The organism is Streptomyces sp. NPDC048718, from assembly GCF_043198875.1.
In the GTDB taxonomy this organism is placed as follows: Bacteria; Actinomycetota; Actinomycetes; order Streptomycetales; family Streptomycetaceae; genus Streptomyces.
Map to the genome: position 1 here is coordinate 174,616 of NZ_JBICVG010000002.1, position 17,596 is coordinate 192,211.

General features: G+C 73.9%; 14 protein-coding genes. 8 read left to right on the plus strand and 6 right to left on the minus strand.

Annotation, left to right across the window (positions count from 1 at the left end):
• Nucleotides 1–233 precede the first annotated feature (233 nt).
• Nucleotides 234–1,430 carry an acyl-CoA dehydrogenase family protein gene (locus tag ACGFRB_RS03835; protein WP_393238583.1) on the minus strand — a complete coding sequence of 399 codons (1,197 nt, stop codon included), beginning with the start codon at nt 1,428–1,430 and terminating at the stop codon, nt 234–236.
• Nucleotides 1,431–1,618: 188 nt separating this feature from the next.
• Nucleotides 1,619–1,831, minus strand: coding sequence for a hypothetical protein (locus ACGFRB_RS03840; RefSeq protein ID WP_363008031.1), 213 nt, complete (start codon nt 1,829–1,831; stop codon nt 1,619–1,621).
• A 157-nt stretch (nt 1,832–1,988) separates the two neighbouring features.
• On the opposite strand from ACGFRB_RS03840, the gene ACGFRB_RS03845 reads away from it, so the two are divergent.
• Together ACGFRB_RS03845 and ACGFRB_RS03850 are read left to right on the plus strand one after the other, a co-directional pair.
• Complete coding sequence (locus tag ACGFRB_RS03845; RefSeq protein ID WP_393238586.1) at nt 1,989–4,193, plus strand: SpoIIE family protein phosphatase; 2,205 nt, start codon at nt 1,989–1,991, stop codon at nt 4,191–4,193.
• A gap of 66 nt (nt 4,194–4,259) precedes the next feature.
• Entirely contained in the window at nt 4,260–5,270 is a 1,011-nt protein-coding gene (locus tag ACGFRB_RS03850; RefSeq protein ID WP_363008027.1) for a PHP domain-containing protein, read from the plus strand.
• A gap of 85 nt (nt 5,271–5,355) precedes the next feature.
• Here the strand turns inward: ACGFRB_RS03850 and ACGFRB_RS03855 are convergent, their stop codons facing one another.
• The 3 genes from ACGFRB_RS03855 to ACGFRB_RS03865 all read right to left on the minus strand — a co-directional run bounded on the left by ACGFRB_RS03855 (nt 5,356) and on the right by ACGFRB_RS03865 (nt 9,121).
• Nucleotides 5,356–6,468 (minus strand): MFS transporter, encoded by a 1,113-nt coding sequence (locus ACGFRB_RS03855; protein ID WP_363008273.1) that lies wholly within the window; start codon nt 6,466–6,468, stop codon nt 5,356–5,358.
• 346 nt (nt 6,469–6,814) lie between these two features.
• A complete protein-coding gene (locus ACGFRB_RS03860) occupies nt 6,815–8,206 on the minus strand; it encodes an NADP-dependent succinic semialdehyde dehydrogenase (RefSeq protein ID WP_393238589.1) in 1,392 nt (463 codons plus the stop codon).
• Between the two features lie 123 nt (nt 8,207–8,329).
• On the minus strand, nt 8,330–9,121 hold the full coding sequence (locus ACGFRB_RS03865) for a ThuA domain-containing protein (protein ID WP_393238592.1): 792 nt from the start codon (nt 9,119–9,121) through the stop codon (nt 8,330–8,332).
• 113 nt (nt 9,122–9,234) lie between these two features.
• Between ACGFRB_RS03865 and ACGFRB_RS03870 the strand changes: the two genes are divergently transcribed.
• From ACGFRB_RS03870 to ACGFRB_RS03880, 3 genes are all read left to right on the plus strand, one after another.
• Nucleotides 9,235–10,050, plus strand: coding sequence for a DUF3626 domain-containing protein (locus ACGFRB_RS03870; protein WP_393238595.1), 816 nt, complete (start codon nt 9,235–9,237; stop codon nt 10,048–10,050).
• Nucleotides 10,051–10,314: 264 nt separating this feature from the next.
• Complete coding sequence (locus ACGFRB_RS03875) at nt 10,315–11,133, plus strand: class II aldolase/adducin family protein (RefSeq protein ID WP_393238597.1); 819 nt, start codon at nt 10,315–10,317, stop codon at nt 11,131–11,133.
• Nucleotides 11,134–11,344: 211 nt separating this feature from the next.
• Nucleotides 11,345–12,238, plus strand: coding sequence for an oxidoreductase (locus tag ACGFRB_RS03880; RefSeq protein WP_393238600.1), 894 nt, complete (start codon nt 11,345–11,347; stop codon nt 12,236–12,238).
• Nucleotides 12,239–12,274: 36 nt separating this feature from the next.
• On the opposite strand, the gene ACGFRB_RS03885 is transcribed toward ACGFRB_RS03880, so the two are convergent.
• Nucleotides 12,275–12,883: a TetR/AcrR family transcriptional regulator gene (locus ACGFRB_RS03885; RefSeq protein ID WP_393238603.1), complete on the minus strand. Its 609-nt coding sequence runs from the start codon at nt 12,881–12,883 to the stop codon at nt 12,275–12,277.
• A 110-nt stretch (nt 12,884–12,993) separates the two neighbouring features.
• Here ACGFRB_RS03885 and ACGFRB_RS03890 point away from each other — a divergent pair, with 110 nt between their 5' ends.
• The 3 genes from ACGFRB_RS03890 (at nt 12,994) to ACGFRB_RS03900 (ending at nt 17,586) form a co-directional block, all read left to right on the plus strand.
• Nucleotides 12,994–15,591, plus strand: coding sequence for an FHA domain-containing protein (locus ACGFRB_RS03890; protein WP_393238606.1), 2,598 nt, complete (start codon nt 12,994–12,996; stop codon nt 15,589–15,591).
• 271 nt (nt 15,592–15,862) lie between these two features.
• Nucleotides 15,863–16,600 (plus strand): hypothetical protein, encoded by a 738-nt coding sequence (locus ACGFRB_RS03895; RefSeq protein WP_393239427.1) that lies wholly within the window; start codon nt 15,863–15,865, stop codon nt 16,598–16,600.
• Complete coding sequence (locus ACGFRB_RS03900; RefSeq protein ID WP_393238608.1) at nt 16,597–17,586, plus strand: serine/threonine-protein kinase; 990 nt, start codon at nt 16,597–16,599, stop codon at nt 17,584–17,586. The genes ACGFRB_RS03895 and ACGFRB_RS03900 overlap by 4 nt, the downstream gene beginning before the upstream one ends.
• Nucleotides 17,587–17,596 lie beyond the last annotated feature (10 nt).

The following is a 17,596-nucleotide window of genomic DNA, read 5'->3' on the forward strand; positions in this document are numbered from 1 at the left end:
CGTCGACCGCATTCTCCGGAGCGCTTTTCGGTCAGCTTCGCCGCGTCCGCGTCGATCACCGCCAGGACATTCGGGAGGCCCGTCCTCCCCGCCCCCGCCGAGGCCGAGGAGGATGCGACAACCTCGCGGAGGGCCGCCTCGGCCGCCTCGCGCACCGCCTTCTCCCGGCCGCCCTTTGCCATGCCGTGCCGAAGAAAGAGCGATGGGCGCCACACCTCACGCGTCACGAACCGTCAGCGGCGGACGCGGGGCATGCCGAGGCCGATCCAGGAGATGATCTCGCGCTGGATCTCGTTGTTGCCGCCGCCGAAGGTGAAGACGACGGCGGAGCGGTAGCCGCGTTCGAGTTCGCCGTGGAGGACGGCGCCGTGCGAGCCCTCCTTGAGCGCGCCCGCCGCGCCGGTGACCTCCAGGAGCCAGGCGTAGGCGTCGCGGCGCGCCTCGGAGCCGTACACCTTGACAGCGGAGGCGTCCTGGGGGGTGAGGGTGCCGTCCTGGACCGCGTTCACCATCTGCCAGTTGAGGAGCTTCATCGCGTCGAGGCGGACATGGGTGCGGGCCAGGACGCGGCGGACCCAGCCGAGGTCGAGAACGCGGCGGCCGTCGGCGAGTTTGGTGGCCGCGGCCCAGCGCCGGACGTCGTGGAGGGCGCGGATGGCCATGGTGCCGTGGGCGGCGAGGGTGACGCGCTCGTGGTTGAGCTGGTTGGTGATCAGCCGCCAGCCCTGGTTCTCGGCGCCGACCCGGCGGGAGCAGGGGACACGGATGTTCTCGTAGTGGCTCGCGGTGGTGTCGTGGGAGGCGAGCGTGTCGATGAGGGTGCAGGAGTAGCCGGGGTCGGCGGTCGGGACCAGGAGCATGGTGATGCCCTGGTGCGGCGGAGCGGCCGGGTCGGTGCGGACGGCGAGCCAGACCCAGTCCGCCGTGTCGCCGTTGGTGGTCCAGATCTTCTGTCCGTCGACGATGTAGTGGCCGTCCGTCTCGTCGCCCTCGCGCACGGCGCGGGTCCGGAGCGCGGCGAGGTCGGTGCCGGCGTCGGGTTCGCTGTAGCCGATGGCGAAGTCGATCTCCCCGGAGAGGATCCTCGGGAGGAAGTACGCCTTCTGCTCGTCGGTGCCGTAGCGCATGATCGTCGGTCCGACGGTGTTGAGCGCCATCAGCGGCAGCGGGACGCCGGCCTGCGCGGCCTCGTCGAAGAAGACGAACTGTTCCATCGGGGTCAGGCCGCGGCCGCCGTACTCGGTGGGCCAGCCGACGCCGAGCCAGCCGTCGGTGCCGAGACGGCGCACTGTCTCGCGGTAGAAGCGTTTCCGTTCGGCGGGGGCGGCACCGCGGGTACGGACGTGGACGTCGTCGGGGACGAGCGTCGCGAAGTAGGCCCGCAGCTCGGCGCGCAGCCGGTGCTGGTCGGGCGTGTAGTCGAGATGCATGGCGTCTCCCGTGGCTCGGTCCTCGGCGCGGGGCGGTGCGGGCGGTGCGGCGCGGTACGCCGCGGCGCGGACCGTCCTGTGCGGCGAGCCACGGTAGAACGTGTTCCATAAAGGGGGAAGGCCCGTGCGCCGGCCGGTGGCGTACGGACCTTCCCTTCCCGTCCCGCCCGGTGGCGGGGACGCGGTCTTCAGGGCAGGAGTTCGTCGAGGGAGGCGCGCGCCCCCTTCCGCTCCATCCGCCGCTCCGCCCACGCGAGGTTCTCCGGGTTCAGGTCGCGGCCCGAGGCGAGGACCAGGTCCTCGGCGGAGAACTCGCCCTCCGACCCCGCGTGCAGCAGCTTGTCGGGGGTGGGCGTCTCCCCCCGGGCCCCCCGGGACGTCTTGTCGGTGTCTCCGGTCATGGCGCCTCCTGGCGTTCCGCACGGTTCCACAAGTACTGGCCATTCTCGTGTCCGGGCCGGGGTCCCGCATCCGGGGCCGCCGGCCCGTCGAAATCGCCCGCGGGCCGTGCTGTCGCCGCCGTGGCGTCGGCGGGGGCCCGGCTCGACAATGAGGAGGATGACCGACGACGAGTACAGCGCGCGCGGCGGTGAGATCGGGCCGGCCGAGCGCCTCGCCATGAACCGAACCGGCAGCTTCGACTGGGATCTCGACACGGACGCCATCGATGTCGACGACGCGGGCCTACTGGTCCTCGGGGTGGATCCGGAGGGCTTCGACAGGCGGGCCGCGTCGCTGATGCGTGGCCTCGACCCGGCCGAGCGGGACCGGCTGAACCGGCTGATCCAGGAGGCGGTCTCCGGGGACAGCACCTCGTACGCGGCCCACATCCGCCTCGGTCCACCCGGCGGCCCGCCTCAGTGGACACATGTGCAGGCGCGGATCCTGCGCCGGGCGGACGGGACGGCGCACCGGGTCGTGGGGGTCGTACGGGACACCACCACCGAGGTCACGAACTCGGAGTTCATCCTCAACCTGGCCAAGCGCCAGGAGGTGCAGACCACGATCGTGCAACGCACGACGCACGCGCTGTCGCGGGCGGTGACCGTGGACGACGTGACGGCCGCGCTGACCGGTCCGGCCGGGCTCGGGCGGCTCGGCGCGGACGGGCTGGGGCTGGGGCTCGTCGAGAACGGCAACCTCGACCTGATCGCGCTGAGCGGTGAGGGCATCGATGTCTTCGAGGACTTCCGCAGCCGCCCGCTGGAGCCGGGGCTGCCGCTGGCGGAGGCGGTGCTCAGCGGCGAGGCCCGATTCGTGTCCGAGTTCCCCGAGCACGTGGAGCAGGACTTCCCTCGCCTGGTGCCGTACGTGCACCGGATGCCGTACCACTCCGCCTGCTATCTGCCGCTGGTGGCGCAGGCCCGCTCGCTGGGCGGGATGGCGCTGTTCTACCGGCGGCGCAACCGGTTCGACACGGACGAGCGCAATCTGCTGCTCGGGCTCGCCGCGATCGTCGCCCAGTCGCTCCAGCGCGCGATCCTCTTCGACGAGGAGCGGGAGCTGGCCACCGGGCTCCAGGCGACGATGCTGCCGCGCCGGATTCCGAAGATCGAGGGCGGCGAGATAGCCGTGCGCTATCACGCGGCGTGGAGCGGGCGGCAGGTCGGCGGCGACTGGTACGACGTGATCCCGCTGCCGCGCGGCCGGGTCGGGGTGGTCGTGGGCGATGTGCAGGGGCACGACACCCACGCCGCCGCGATCATGGGGCAGTTGCGCATCGCGCTGCGGGCGTACGCGGGCGAGGGGCACCCTCCGTCGACGGTGCTGGCCCGGGCCTCCCGTTTCCTCGCGGAACTGGACACCGATCGCTTCGCGACCTGCGCGTACGCACAGGTGGACCTGGCCGGTGGCACCGTGCGCGGGGTACGGGCGGGGCATCTGGGGCCGCTGATCCGGCATACGGACGGACGGGTGGGCCGGCCGAAGCTGCGCGGCGGGCTGCCGCTGGGACTGGCCACGGTCTTCGGCGAGGAGGAGTTCCCGGAGACGCGGCTCGACCTGGTGCCGGGCGAGACGCTGGTGCTGTACACGGACGGGCTGGTCGAGCAGCCCGGCACCGATCTGGAGGCGGGGCTCGCGAAGCTGGCGGCGGCGGTGGGCGGCGGCCCGCCGGAGGCCGAGGCGCTCGCGGACCATCTGTCGGACCGGCTGTGGGAGCGGTGGGGGGCGGGAGACGACGTGGCCCTGCTGGTGCTGCGGCGCAGTCCGGACCCGGGCACGCCCCGGGCACCGCGGATCCACCAGTACATCCACCAGGCCGATCCGCAGGGGCTGTCGGACGCGCGGGCGGCGGTGGGACAGACCCTGGTGGACTGGGGCATGCCCGAACTCGCCGACGACGCCGAGCTGTTGACGGGCGAGCTGCTGGTGAACGTACTTCTGCACACGGAGGGCGGGGCGGTACTGACCCTGGAGGTGCTGCCGGAGCCGGTACGGCGGGTCCGGCTGTCCGTGCAGGACCGGTCGAGCGGCTGGCCGCGCCGGCGCACCCCGGGCGAGGCGGCGACCTCGGGGCGCGGGCTGCTCCTGATGGACGCGATCGCCGCCCGGTGGGGTGTGGAGCCGCGCGGCGAGGGCAAGGCGGTGTGGTGCGAGCTGGAGCCGGTCGAGCCGCGCGGCGGGAACGGGCGGGACGGCGGCGCGGGCGGCGGTGGTACGGGCGGTGGCGGCGGGGGCGGCATCGACGGGGGCGGGGATGGGGGCGGCGCGAGCGGGGAAGCCACGCGGCGCGCCGCGGACTGGATCGAGGACGAGGGCTGAGCGGACGGCGCGGCCGGACGGCGACAGGCCGGCCGCTCCCCGCCGAGGGAAGGACGGTGCGTTCCCATGGACCCGGTGGCGGCGCTGGACCGGATCGCGTACCTGCTGGAGCGCTCGCGGGAGCCGACGTACCGGGTCCGCGCGTTTCGTACGGCCGCGGCGGCGGTGACGGCCCTCGGCCCGGACGAGGTCGAACAGCGGGCGGCCGCCGGGACCCTGGAGTCGGTGAAGGGCATCGGCCCGAAGACGGGCGCCGTGGTGCGCGAGGCGCTGGCGGGCCGGGTGCCGGAGTATCTGGAGCGGCTGGAACGGGAACTCCCGGTGCCCGAGGTGTCGGGCGGCGAGGAGTTGCGGGCGGCGCTGCGCGGCGACTGCCATGTGCACTCCGACTGGTCGGACGGCGGCAGCACCATCGAGGACATGGGGCGCGCGGCGGCCGGTCTCGGCCACGAGTGGATGGTGCTCACGGACCATTCGCCGCGTCTGAAGGTGGCCCGGGGGCTCTCCCCCGAGCGGCTGCGCGAGCAGCTGGACGTGGTGGCCCGGCTGAATGAGCGATGGGCGCCGTTCCGGCTGCTCACCGGCATCGAGTGCGACATCCTGGAGGACGGTTCGCTCGACCAGGAGCCCGGCCTGCTCGACCGGCTCGACCTGGTGGTGGGCTCCGTGCACTCGAAGCTGCGGATGGACGAACGGGCGATGACCCGGCGGATGGAACGGGCGGTGCGCAATCCGCTGATGGACGTGCTGGGGCACTGTACGGGGCGGCTGGTGGGCGACGGCCGGCAGCGGCCGGAATCGGAGTTCGACGCCGAACGGGTGTTCGCCGCGTGTGCGGAGTCCGGTACGGCGGTGGAGATCAACAGCCGTCCCGAGCGGCTCGACCCGCCGCTGCGGCTGCTGCGGGAGGCGGTGGAGTGCGGGGTCCGCTTCGCGGTGGACACGGACGCGCACGCGCCGGGGCAGCTGGAGTGGCAGATCCTCGGCTGCGCGCGGGCCGAGGAATGCGGGGTGACGGCCGAGCGGGTGATCAACACCTGGCCGGCGGACCGGCTGCTGGAGTGGACCCGGGGCTGAGGGCCACGGGGGCGGGCCGAGGGCGGCTCCCGCGACGCCCGGCGTCCGGCGCCGCTGTTCGTTTTTCGTTGCCCTGGTCCGCCGGCTACGACCGCGCCTGGCGGGGCCGGGCGGGCAGGAGGACCGCGCAGGCGGTGGCCGCCAGCAGCCCGCCGGCCAGGAAGGCGGCGCGGACCCCGGCGTACGGCAGGATCAGCCCGCCGAGGGCGGCGCCCGCGGCGATGCCGACGTTGTAGGCACCGGAGTTGGCGGCGAAGGCGAGGTCGGTCCGGCCGGGGGCACAGTGCAGCATCGCGTGCTGGGTGGCCATGAAGACGGGTCCGAGCGCGCCGCCCGTGAGCACCAGGAACAGGACGGCCGCCGCGGGCCGGGCACCCCACGCGGACAGGCCGAGCAGTCCCGTCGCCTGGACGGCCACGGCGCCGGTCAGGACACCGTGCGGGAAGCGGTCGAGCAGCGGACCGGCGAGGCTCACCCCGGCCAGGCAGGCGCCCCCGAAGGCGAACAGCAGGACGCCGGTGGTCTCGGGCCGGAACCCGCCCACGTCCCCGAGGAAGGGCACGAGGTAGGTGTATCCCGCGAACGCGCCGGTGGCGGAGAGCGTCCCGGCGGCCAGCACGACGGCGAACCGGCGGCGGTCGGGGCGGGTGCCCCGCGCGGCGGCCTCCGTCTCCGGGCGCGCGGTGGGCAGCAGGGCGGCGACCGTCACCATCGGGACGAGCCCCAGCACGGCCAGGACGGCGACCGGCAGCGGCCAGCCGCCGTGCCGGCCGAGCCAGGTGCCGCCGGGCACCCCGACGACGAGCGCGAGCGAACCGGCCACCGACAGCGCCCCGATCACTCGCCCCCGCACGCCGGGCGGGAACAGTCCGGCGGCGACCGGACCCATCACGGCCCAGAACAGGGCCTGGCCGAGCGCGGTCACCAGCCGCGCGGCGAGCAGCGGTCCGTACGAGGAGAGCAGCGCGGCCGCCAGGCTGGAGACGGCCAGAGCGGCGAACACGCCGGTCAGGACGTGGCGGCGGGGCACGGCCCGTACCGCGTGGGTGAGCGGCAGAGAGACGACGGCCACCGTCAGGCCGTAGCCGGTGACGAGCAGTCCGGCGGCCGGCACGGACACGTCCAGACGGCCGGCGAGGACGTCGAGGAGCCCGATGGGCAGGTTCTCGGCCGTGTTGAAGGCGAAGGCGCCCAGCATCAGCGCCCCCAGCACCGCGCCGCGCGCCCGCGCGAAGCGCTCGGGGAGGGTGGGGAGAGTCGTGTCCATGGTTCCAGCTCAGCGGGCGGCCCCGGGCCGCCGCAAGCGAATTCGTCCGGCGGGCGGGGCGGGTCGCGCCGGGCCGGACGGACATCGGCCGGACCACCGAGCGGACCGCCGGACCGCCGGTCGGGCGGTCGGGCGGTCGCGGACCAGGGCAGGCCGGGCGTCGGAACGAGTGGTCGGGCCGCCCGAGGAGACGCAGGGGCGGGGCCGTTCCGCGGCGGGTCAGGGGCGGGGCCCCGTTCCGTGGCGGATCAGGGGCGGGGCCCCGTTCCGTGGCGGATCAGGCGCGCTGCCAGACCGTGGTGGCGTTGCAGAACTCGCGGATGCCGTGCCCGGCCAGCTCGCGGCCGTACCCCGAACGCTTCACCCCGCCGAAGGGCAGGGCGGGGTGGGAGGCCGTCATGCCGTTGACGAAGACGCCGCCCGCCTCCAGGTCGCGGACGAAGAAGGCGATGTCCTCCTCCTTACGGGTCCACACGTTCGAACTCAGCCCGAAAGGCGAGTCGTTGGCGACGGCGACGGCCTCCTCGATGTCGGCGACCGGGTAGAGGGTGGCGACGGGCCCGAACGCCTCCTCGTGGTGGACGCGCATCGTGGGGGTGATGCCGGTGAGCACGGTCGGCTTGTAGAACCAGCCGCGCGGGAAGGCGTCGGGCCGCCCGCCGCCGCACAGCACGGTGGCCCCGGCGGCCACGGCGTCGTCGACGAGCGCCTCCAGGTCGGCGCGGCCCTGCTCGGTGGCGAGCGGGCCGACGTCGGTGTCGTCGTCGAGCGGGTCGCCGATCGTGAGGGCGTTCATGGCGGCGGTGAACCGCTCGGCGAAGGTGTCGTAGACGTCGCGGTGGACGATGAACCGTTTCGCGGCGATGCAGGACTGCCCGTTGTTCTGTACGCGGGCGGTGACGGCGGTCTTGACGGCCCGGGACAGGTCGGCGGAGGGCATGACGATGTACGGGTCGCTGCCGCCGAGTTCCAGCACGGTCTTCTTGATCTCGTCCCCGGCGATCGCGGCGACGGACCGGCCGGCCGGTTCGCTGCCGGTGAGGGTGGCGGCCACGACCCGGGGGTCGCGCAGCACGCTCTCGACGGCCCCGGAGCCGATGAGCAGGGTCTGGAAGCAACCCGCCGGGAATCCGCCGCGCCGGAAGAGTTCGCCGAGGTAGAGCGCGGTCTGAGGCACGTTCGAGGCGTGCTTGAGCAGCCCGGTGTTGCCGGCCATGAGGGCGGGCGCCGCGAAGCGGACGACCTGCCAGAGGGGGAAGTTCCACGGCATGACGGCGAGGATCGGGCCGAGCGGCCGGTAGCGGACGCGCGCGAAGTCGGCGCCCGAGTCCTGGACGTCGTGCTGCGCCGGCCGCTCGTCGGCGAGCAGCTCCTCCGCGTGATCGGCGTACCAGCGCATGGCCTTGGCGCACTTGGCGACCTCGGCGCGGGCGGCGACGATCGGCTTGCCCATCTCGGTGGTCATGGTGCGCGCGATGTCCTCGGCGTCCTCGTCGAGGAGGGCGGCGGCGGCGCGCATCAGCCGGGCGCGTTCGGCGAAAGGGGTGGTCCGGTAGCGGCGGTACGCCTCGTGGGCGGCGTCGATGCGCCGCTCGATCTCGGCGGGCCCCTGCGCCTCATAGGTGCGCAGTGTCTCGCCGGTCGCCGGGTTCACGGTGGCGATACCCATGTCGTCTCCTCCAGGCCTCCGCCCCCGTGCCGCGCTCCCCCGGGGTCAACCTCTCGCGGACCGGGCGCGCGCGCAATCGGGACGGGACGAATGGGGCTGCGGGGCGTCTGCCGTGGACCGGGGTCACCCGGCCGTGCGGGCGACCCAGCCGAGGGCGCCCGCGAGGTGGGCGCGAAAGGCGGGGTCCGCGTACGCCTCGGTGGCATGCCCGAGCGCGGTGAAGAGGAAGCGCCCCCGTCCGGGCACGGCCTCCCGGCACCACACCAGGGGATGGTCGGCGCCGAGTGTGCCGCCGCGGTAGGAGTTCTCGTCGACGCGGGCGAGGACCCGTACGCCGGCGGCCCGCGGGTGGGCGGTGAAGTCGTACCACTCGTCGGTCCACTCCCAGCGGGCCGGCAGCGCGGCCGTCGCCGGATGGCCGGGGTCCTCGGCGCACACCACGCCGGGCTGGAGCGCGGGGTGTCCGGCGAAGCGGGTGCCGAGGAGTTCGCCGTAGAAGGGCCAGCCGGGCTCGGCGTTGGCCGCCGCGTGCACGGCGAGGACGCCTCCCCCGCCCCGTACGTACGCCTCGAAGGCCGTCCGCCCCTCGTCGGTGAGGACGGTGCCGGTGGTGGAAAGGAGGACGACGGCGGCGCAGCGGGCGAGCCGGGCGGTGGTGAAGGCGCCGGGGTCCTCGGTGGTCTCGGGGGTGAGCCCGGCGGCGCGGGCCAGCGTGGCCAGGGCGGCGGCGCCGGCGGGGATCGATTCGTGGCGGTAGCCGGTGGTGCGGGTGTAGACGAGGACGTCGCCGCCGCGCCGGGGTCCCCGGTCCGCCCGGCCGCCGGCCCGTCCCGTGGGTTCGTCCTGCCTGACGGGTCCGCCCCGTCCCGTGTGTCCGGACCGTCCGGTGGCTCCGCTGTCGTCGCCGTCCGCCACGCGGTGTCCTCCGCTCTCCCCCGCCGTCGGCAAGCGCTTTCGCGCCCGTCCGGCCGACCGTAGCCAGCGAAATGCCCGCGCCGCAAGGTCCGTCCTTCCGGCAGACTGCGGCGATGGATCTCCTTCCCCGGTCGCGCCGCGCGCTCGCCCATGTCTCCGCCCGTGCCGCGGGCGGCCCTCTCGATCCCGGGCTGCGGGTCACCCTCAACTTCCATCCCGTCTTCCTCGGCCGGCTCGCCGAGGACGGGGTCTACCGTTCCCAGTTCGTCACGGGCACAGGCAACGGCGGTCTCACCGCGCGCCCCGGCGGTGACCGATGGCACTGGGAGAGCCGGATCTTCGGCGGGGCGTACGACGACGCCCCGGCGGTCGAACGGCCCGTGTACGGCGCGCTCGACCACCGGCGCCGTTCCTTCGGTGCCGCGCCACGGTTCGGCTCCGCGCATCTGCGGCTGACCTCCGCCACCCTGGCCAGGACGACCTTCTGCTATCCGGACAGCGTCCTCGAACCGGCCGACTTCGGTGTCGCCGGACGGGCCGCTCGGCTCGTCGCGCTCGCCGTCGCCGACGGTCGGGACGCGCTGGACGACTACGTGGAGGCCCAGATACACGGCCCGGTCGAACTGGCCCGGGACGTCGAGGAGTTGGTTCTCGACCCGGCCTTTCGCGGTACGGAGGTGGAAGCCGCGGCCCGTGCGCTGCCGTGTCCCCTCGCGTGGCACGGGGGCTTCCGGCTGTCGGTAGGGGAGCTCGGGCGCCATCCGGACTACCGGGGGTCGCGGTACGTGGAGTTGGGCGCCGCGCTGGCCGTGGACGGGTGGCTGGACGCGCGGATCGTGCAGGAGGCCGCCGAGTCGGGGCGGTACGACCGGCAGGAGGTGAAGCGGGTCTGGCATCTGCTGGCCCGGTTCGGGGCGCCGGAGCGGTAGACGCCACAGCGGTGGGCGCCGGGCTCCCGTCCGGGCGGGACCGGGGCTCAGGAACGGTCGCGACCGGGGAACCGGGGGCTCCAAGGACTCCGAGGGCTCCGAAGGCTCCGAAGACTCCGAAGACTCCGAAGACTCCGAAGGGTGGGTCTCCGACCAATTCGGCGAGCGGTCACCGCCACCGTCGGAGACATTGTCGTATCGGATACAGCTCTGTATCTTTTGGCGCGCCCGCATGCCCGACCTGCCGCACCGCCGGAGGTTCCCATGACCGATCTGTCGCCCGAACTCGCCGAACTGCTCTCCGCCGCCATCGGCCCCCTGCCCGAGGGGGCCGTCGTGCCGCTGCCGCCCACCTTCGATTCGGTCGACGAAGAGCGTCAGTACCGCAAGGAGCAACTGGCCGCCGGTTTCCGGATCTTCGGCCGGTTCGGCTTCTCCGAGGGCGTCGCCGGGCACATCACCGTGCGCGACCCCGGGGAGCCGGAGACCTTCTGGGTCAACCCCTTCGGCATGCACTTCGGCCAGATCAAGGCGTCCGACCTGATCCGGGTCGACCACGAGGGACGGGTGCTGGACGGCGTACGGCCGGTCAACCGGGCCGCGTTCGTCATCCACGCCCAGGTACACCGCGCGCGCCCGGACGCGATCGCCGCCGCGCACTCGCACTCCCTGTACGGCAAGGCGTTCTCCAGCCTCGGCGTCCCGCTCGATCCGATCACCCAGGACGCCTGCGCGTTCTTCGAGGACCACGGGATCTACGACGACTACCGGGGTGTCGTCAACCAGCGGGAGGAGGGTGAGCGCGTCGCCAAGGCGCTCGCCTCGCACAAGGCGGTCATCCTCAAGAACCACGGGCTGCTCACGGTCGGCCAGTCGGTCGCCGAGGCGGTCTGGTGGTTCGTCACCATGGAGCGTTCCTGCCAGGCCCAGTTGCTCGCGATGGCGGCGGGGACGCCGCATGTGATCGACCGGGAGACGGCGCTGCTCACCCGCGGCCAGGTGGGGTCCTCGATCGCCGGCTGGTACCAGGCCCGTCCGCTGTGGGACCAGATCACGGCCTCGGATCCCGACCTCTTCGGCTGACGGCCGAACCCGGCCGAACCCGGCTGGGTCCCCCACCGGGTTCACTCCTGGAGAACGTTCGCCTCCTCGCGCGAAGTTCCCGTCCGGGGCTGTGACATTCCCCTGCCCCACCGGACCTGTTCGTCACGGCCGCGACCTGCGCATACTCCACTGCCGCCGCACCCGAGCCCGTCGGGCGCGGCGGTCCTTCGAAAGGGAGTTGAGGAAACGGATGACCTCGCGCACGGCCCCGGCGGCGGCCTCGGGTACCTGGACACTCGGCGACCACACGGTCCACCGGATCGGCTTCGGCGCCATGCGGCTGACCGGGAACGCCGCCTTCCACCTGGGTGATCCGAGCGACCGGAGCCGGTCGATCGCCGTCCTGCGCCGCGCCGTCGAGCTCGGCGTGAACCACATCGACACCGCCGCCTTCTACTTCTCCCGGCTGCGGTCGGCCAACGAGCTGATCAACTCGGCGCTCGCGCCGTACCCGGACGATCTCCTGCTGTCCACGAAGGTCGGTCCGGCCCGGGACGCCTCCGGCGAGTGGGTCGCCTCGGCCCGCCCCGACCAGCTGCGCGGCCAGGTCGAGGAGAACCTGCGCCAGCTGGGCCGCGACCACCTCGACCTGGTCAACCTGCGGGTCATGAGCCAGCCTTCGGTCAGCGAGCACTTCGGGGCGCTCGCCGAGCTGCGTGACGCCGGACTCGTCCGTCATCTCGGCCTGTCCAACGCCCGCCCGCAGCACCTGGACGAGGCCCGCGCGATCGCTCCCGTGGTGTGCGTGCAAAACCGCTACGGTCTCGACGCACGCGACGACGGGGAACTCCTGCGCACCTGCGGCGAACTGGGCATCGCCTTCGTCCCTTTCTTCTCCATCGCGGGGGCGGGGCGCGAGGCCGGCACCGCCGCCGACGAGCACGACGCGGTCCTCGCGGTCGCCCGCGCGCGCGGCGCGAGCCCGGCCCAGGTCCGTCTCGCCTGGACGCTGCACCAGGGCCCGCATGTCCTGGCCATCCCCGGCACGGGCAACCCCGACCATCTCGTCGACAACCTGGCGGCCGGTGAACTCCGGCTCACCGACGCGGAGATCGACAGCCTGAACGCGATCGGCAACGGCTGACCGCTCACGGCGCGGCGCCCACCGTCCGGCCCGTCCCTACGCCCGCCGGGTGACCGACTCCAACAGCCGTGGAAGGAAGGCGCGTTCGAGACTGCCCGGCGGAAGTACGTCCGGTTCGACATAGCTCTGCGCGAGAGCACCCTCGCGCAGGGCCACGACAAGGCGGGCGAACCGATCGGCGTCCACGGTCAGTTCACGGCCGCCCCGGCGTACGACCAGCTCCAGCCCCCGGGCGATCTCGGCGCGCAGCCGGGCCTCGTGCCGGGCGAGGACCCGGGCGGCCACCGGGTCGCGGATGGCGTGCAGGGTGAACTCCATGCTCACCAGATACCAGTCGCGCTCGTCCGGTTCGATCCGCGCGACCAGCTCGGCGAGCCGCTCCAGGGTGCACTCCTCGGGTGCGAGCGCGTCGACCGACGCGGCGAGGCGCTCGACGACGCGCGCGCCGTGCTCGTCGAACAGGGCCAGGAAGAGTTCTTCCTTACTGGCGAAGTTGGAGTAGTACGCGCCACGCGTGAAACCCGCGCGCTCACAGATCTGTTCGATCGACACCGCGTGGAAGCCGTGCTCGGCGAAGGTCTCCAGGGCCGCCCGCAGCAGGGCCGCGCGGGTCCGGGGCCGGCGCTTGGTGACACCTTTCGGCACGGGTGGTTCTCCTTCGCTCCCCGGCCGGGGCGGGCCGCAGGTGGGTCGGCCGCTCACGATACCGGCGCCCATCCCGGGCACGGTCCGACCGCCGACGATAGGCTTGACGTATGGGAGAGCGGTCTATCGCGCCCTCCGCGCCCGCCTTGGTCCTGACGACCGACGGGGACGCGACCGTCCTGGACGCGCGCCGCGTCTATCGCATCGGACGCGACCCCACCAGCGACATCGTCCTGGCCGACGCCCGGGTGTCCTGGCACCACGCGGTGCTGCGGGCGGTGGGCGGCCACTGGACGCTGGAGGACCAGGACAGTACGAACGGCACGTTCGCCGACGGTCATCGGGTGGGGCTCAGCGTGGTCGGCGCGGGAACGGTCCTCCGCTTCGGCCATCGCGAGGACGGTCCGAGGGCGGCTTTGCGACCGCCCACTCCCCCGGCACCCGACGCCCCGGCCTCCGAGCCCGTACGCATATGGGAAGCAGCGCCATCGCCCCCTCCTCCCGTACCGCCGTCACCGCACGCCCCGGCCCCCGGACCTCCCGGCGCCGATCAGCCGGCCGCCGAACCTGCCGCCGCCGAACCGCAGCCTCCGGAGCCACCCGCCGAGCCGCCGGCAGCCCCCGTCCCCTCCACTCCCCGGCCCTCCTCCGCCGCCGTCGCGTCCCCCGCCCTCACCGGCGCCTTCCGCCGCCCCACCTCCGTCCGGCCGCTGCCCGCCCGCACCGTGCGGATCGGCCGGGCCCCCGACAACGACCTGGTGATCGACGATCTGACCGTCTCGCGCCGGCACGCCGAGCTGATCGCCGAACCCGACGGCACGTACCGCATCCACGACCTCGGCAGCCACAACGGCACCTTCCTCGACGGCCGGCCCGTCACCGACGCGCGGGTGACCGCCGAGGATCTCGTCGGCATCGGCCACCGCGCGTACTGCCTCATCGGCGGCTCGCTCGTCGAGTTCACCGACACCGGCGAGGTCTCGCTCGACGTCCGGGAACTGGCCGTCACCGTCGACCGAGGCCGCAAGACCCTGCTCGACGGGGTCTCCTTCCCCGTCGCGGAGAAGAGCCTGCTCGCGGTCGTCGGCCCGTCGGGCGCGGGCAAGTCGACCCTGCTGAACGCGCTCACCGGTCTGCGCCCCGCCGACCGGGGCACCGTCCTGTACGACGGCCGCGACCTCTACCAGGACTATCCCGAGCTGTGGCACCGGATCGGTCTCGTCCCGCAGGACGACATCCTGCATCTCCAGCTGACCGTCCGCCGGGCCCTCGGCTACGCCGCCGAGCTGCGCTTCCCCGAGGACGCGACCCCCGCCGAGCGGCGTGACCGGGTGGACGAGGTGATCGGCGAACTGGGGCTGACGGAACGGGCCGCGCTGCCCATCCACAGCTTGTCCGGCGGACAGCGCAAGCGGGTGAGCGTGGCCCTGGAGCTGCTCACCAAGCCCTCTCTGCTCTTCCTCGACGAGCCGACCTCCGGGCTCGACCCGGGCATGGACCGCTCGGTGATGCACATGTTGCGCGGGCTCGCCGACGACGGCCGTACCGTCATCGTCGTCACCCACAGTGTGCTGAGTCTGGACGTCTGCGACCGGCTGCTCGTGCTCGCGCCCGGCGGCCGGGTCGCGTACTACGGGCCGCCCGGCGACGCGCTCGGCTTCTTCGGCTACACGCAGTGGCCGGAGGCGTTCGAGGCCTTCGAGCACGACCGGGACCGCGACTGGGCCGGTCTGTTCCGCCGCTCCCCGATCCACCGCCATTACGTCGAGGAGGCAAGTACTTCTGCCGGGCCGCCCGGCGCCCCGCGTTCCGGCGGCGCACCGGAACCCGGCACGGGGCCTCCTGGCGGCAGATCGAGGGCACAGCAGGCCACGCGGCTCGCACCGCCGAAGGCGCAGAGCTGGGGTTCCCAGCTCCGTACCCTCGTCCGGCGGTACGCGGCGGCGCTGTCCGCCGACCGGACCTTCCTGGTCATCATGGTGGCGCTGCCCTTCGTCATGGGCGCGATGGCCCGTGCCCTGTCCGAGGGGCACCTGAACGCCGACTCCACCATGAACGTCCTGCTCATCCTCTGTGTGGGCGGGGTGCTCACGGGCGCGGCGAACGCGGTGCGCGAGCTGGTCAAGGAACGTTCCATCTACCGACGTGAGAGAGCCGTGGGCCTGTCCCGCTCCGCGTATCTGATGTCGAAGGTGGTCGTCCTCGGCACGGTCACGGTCGTGCAGGCCGTGGTCCTGACCCTGGTGGCCCTCGTCGGGGTCCCGCTCGGCGCGCCCGGCGGGCGGGGCGTGCTGCTGCCACCGCTCGTCGAGCTGACCCTGGCGGTGGCGCTGCTCGCGTTCACCGCCATGATGCTCGGGCTGTTCGTCTCCGCCCTGGTACGCAAGGAGGAGGTGACGATGCCGCTGCTCGTCCTCCTCGCGATCGTGCAGGTGGTCTTCTGCGGAGCGCTCCTTGACGTACGGGGCACCCCGGTCCTGGAACAGCTGGCCTGGCTGGTGCCGTCCCGGTGGGCGTTCGCGGCGATGGGCGCGACGATCGACATCCACGCGACCGTGCCGGGCCCGCGGACGGCGGACCCGCTGATGGCGCACACGGTGGGCGCCTGGCTCTTCGACATGGGCATGCTGGTCGCGCTGTGCGTCGTGCTCGGGCTCGTGGTGGCGTGGCTGCTGCGGCGCCACGAGCCGGTCGTGATGCGGAGGTAGGACGCCCTTGAAAGGCATGGACGGTACGGAAAGCACGGGTGGTACGGACGGTCCGGGCGGTCCGGGCGGTCCGGGCGGTCCGGGCGGTCCGGGCGGTCCGGGCGGTCCGGGCGGTCCGGGCGGTCCGGGCGGTCCGGGCGCCGACGATGCCACGCGTACGACAACAGAAGCCGGGTCCACCGCACCCGGAGGCGCGGCCCCCGGGCCCGCCGCCGACGGCGAGCCGACCCGGCTCGTCCCGGGGTACCCGCCAGAGTCCGCGACGACGCGGATCGGCGAGGGGAACGGTGCGGACGAGACCGCCTTCCGGCCCACCCATGTGGTCCCGCGCGACGGACTGCCCACCTGGGAGGCTCCCGATCCGGCGCTGCCGGCGGAGCCGCTGGACGCGTTCCTGCCGGTGCGGCTGATCGACCGGGCCGGCGACTGGGGCCGGGTGCTGTGCTCGAACGGCTGGTCGACCTGGGTCGACGCCCGGCTCCTCGTCTCCGTACCGGCCGATCCGCCCGCCGCGAGCGGCCCCCTCACCCGGACGGCCGATCCGCGCCCGCTGATCGGACGGGCGGCAAACGCCCTGACCCGCTACCGGCGGGCGGCGGAGGGACTGGCGGCGGGGCGGTCGGACGGCGAGACCTTCCGGCGGCGCACCCGGGGGCTGCGGGTGGGGATGGTCGTCGACGGGGAGTCGCTGTGGCTGTACGACGCGGAGCACGAGCGGTGGGTGTACTGCGACGGCAGGGCGCTCGGTACGTACGCGGCCTCGGCACCGCCCTCGACGGCATCGGCGCCCGAGGAGGAGGGGGAGGGGCGGGACGCGGAGCCCGAGCCGGAGACGGAACAGGAACCGGCAGCGGGGACGGAGCCCGGGCCGCCCGGCGGGACCGTCACCGTACGCGCACCGGACCCCGGCCCCGCCCCGGGCCGCGCCGCCGACCCCGTACACGAACCGACACGCGTGGTGCGCGAGCCCTCGCCCGGCCGGCCCGGCGATCAGGGTGAGGGCGGATGAGCGGCACCGGGCCGGAGCTGCCCGCCGGGCGGGAGTCGGAGCTGATCGGCCGGCGGATCGCCGGCTACCGCGTGGAGGCGGAGATCGGGCGCGGCGGCATGGCCGTGGTCTACCGGGCGCGCGATCTGCGTCTGGACCGGACCGTGGCGCTGAAGCTGCTGGCGCCCGAGCTGGCCCGCAACGACACCTTCCGACGGCGGTTCGCGCACGAGTCGCGGGTGGCGGCGGCGATCGACCATCCGCACATCGTGCCCGTCTTCGAGGCGGGTGAGACGGAGGGGGTGCTGTACATCGCGATGCGGTACGTCCCCGGGCTCGACCTGCGGGCGCTGCTCGACCGGCGGGGCGCCCTGGAGCCGGTGGCCGCAGGGCGGATCGCGGTGCAGGTGGCCTCCGCCCTGGACGCGGCGCACGCCCACGATCTGGTGCACCGGGATGTGAAGCCCGGCAACATCCTGGTGGCGGAGGGCACCGACCGGGACCATCCGGAGCACGTCTACCTGACCGATTTCGGCCTGACGAAGAAGTCCCTGTCGCTGACCGGGTTCACGACGGTCGGGCAGTTCGTCGGAACGCTGGACTACGTGGCGCCGGAGCAGATCTCCGGCAGGCCGGTGGACGGCCGCTGCGATGTGTACAGCCTGGCGTGCGTGGTCTTCGAGACGCTGGCGGGGGCGCCGCCGTTCCGCCGGGACGACGACATGGCGCTGCTGTGGGCGCACCAGTACGATCCGCCGCCCGCGCTGTCGGCCGAGCGCGAAGAGCTGCCCGAGGCCGTGGACGCGGTGCTGGCGAAAGCGCTGGCCAAGGCGCCCGAGGAGCGGTACGGGACGTGCCTGGAGTTCGCCTCGGAGCTGCGGGCCGCGCTGGAGGGCGGGACACCGGGGGCGGGTGCGCGCATCTCCGCGGGGGCCGGTGCGGGCGGGGCGCCGGGCCCGCCGCCTGAGCCGCCCGGCTGGGCGCGGCCGGTGTTCCGGGAGCTGTGAGCAGCGTACC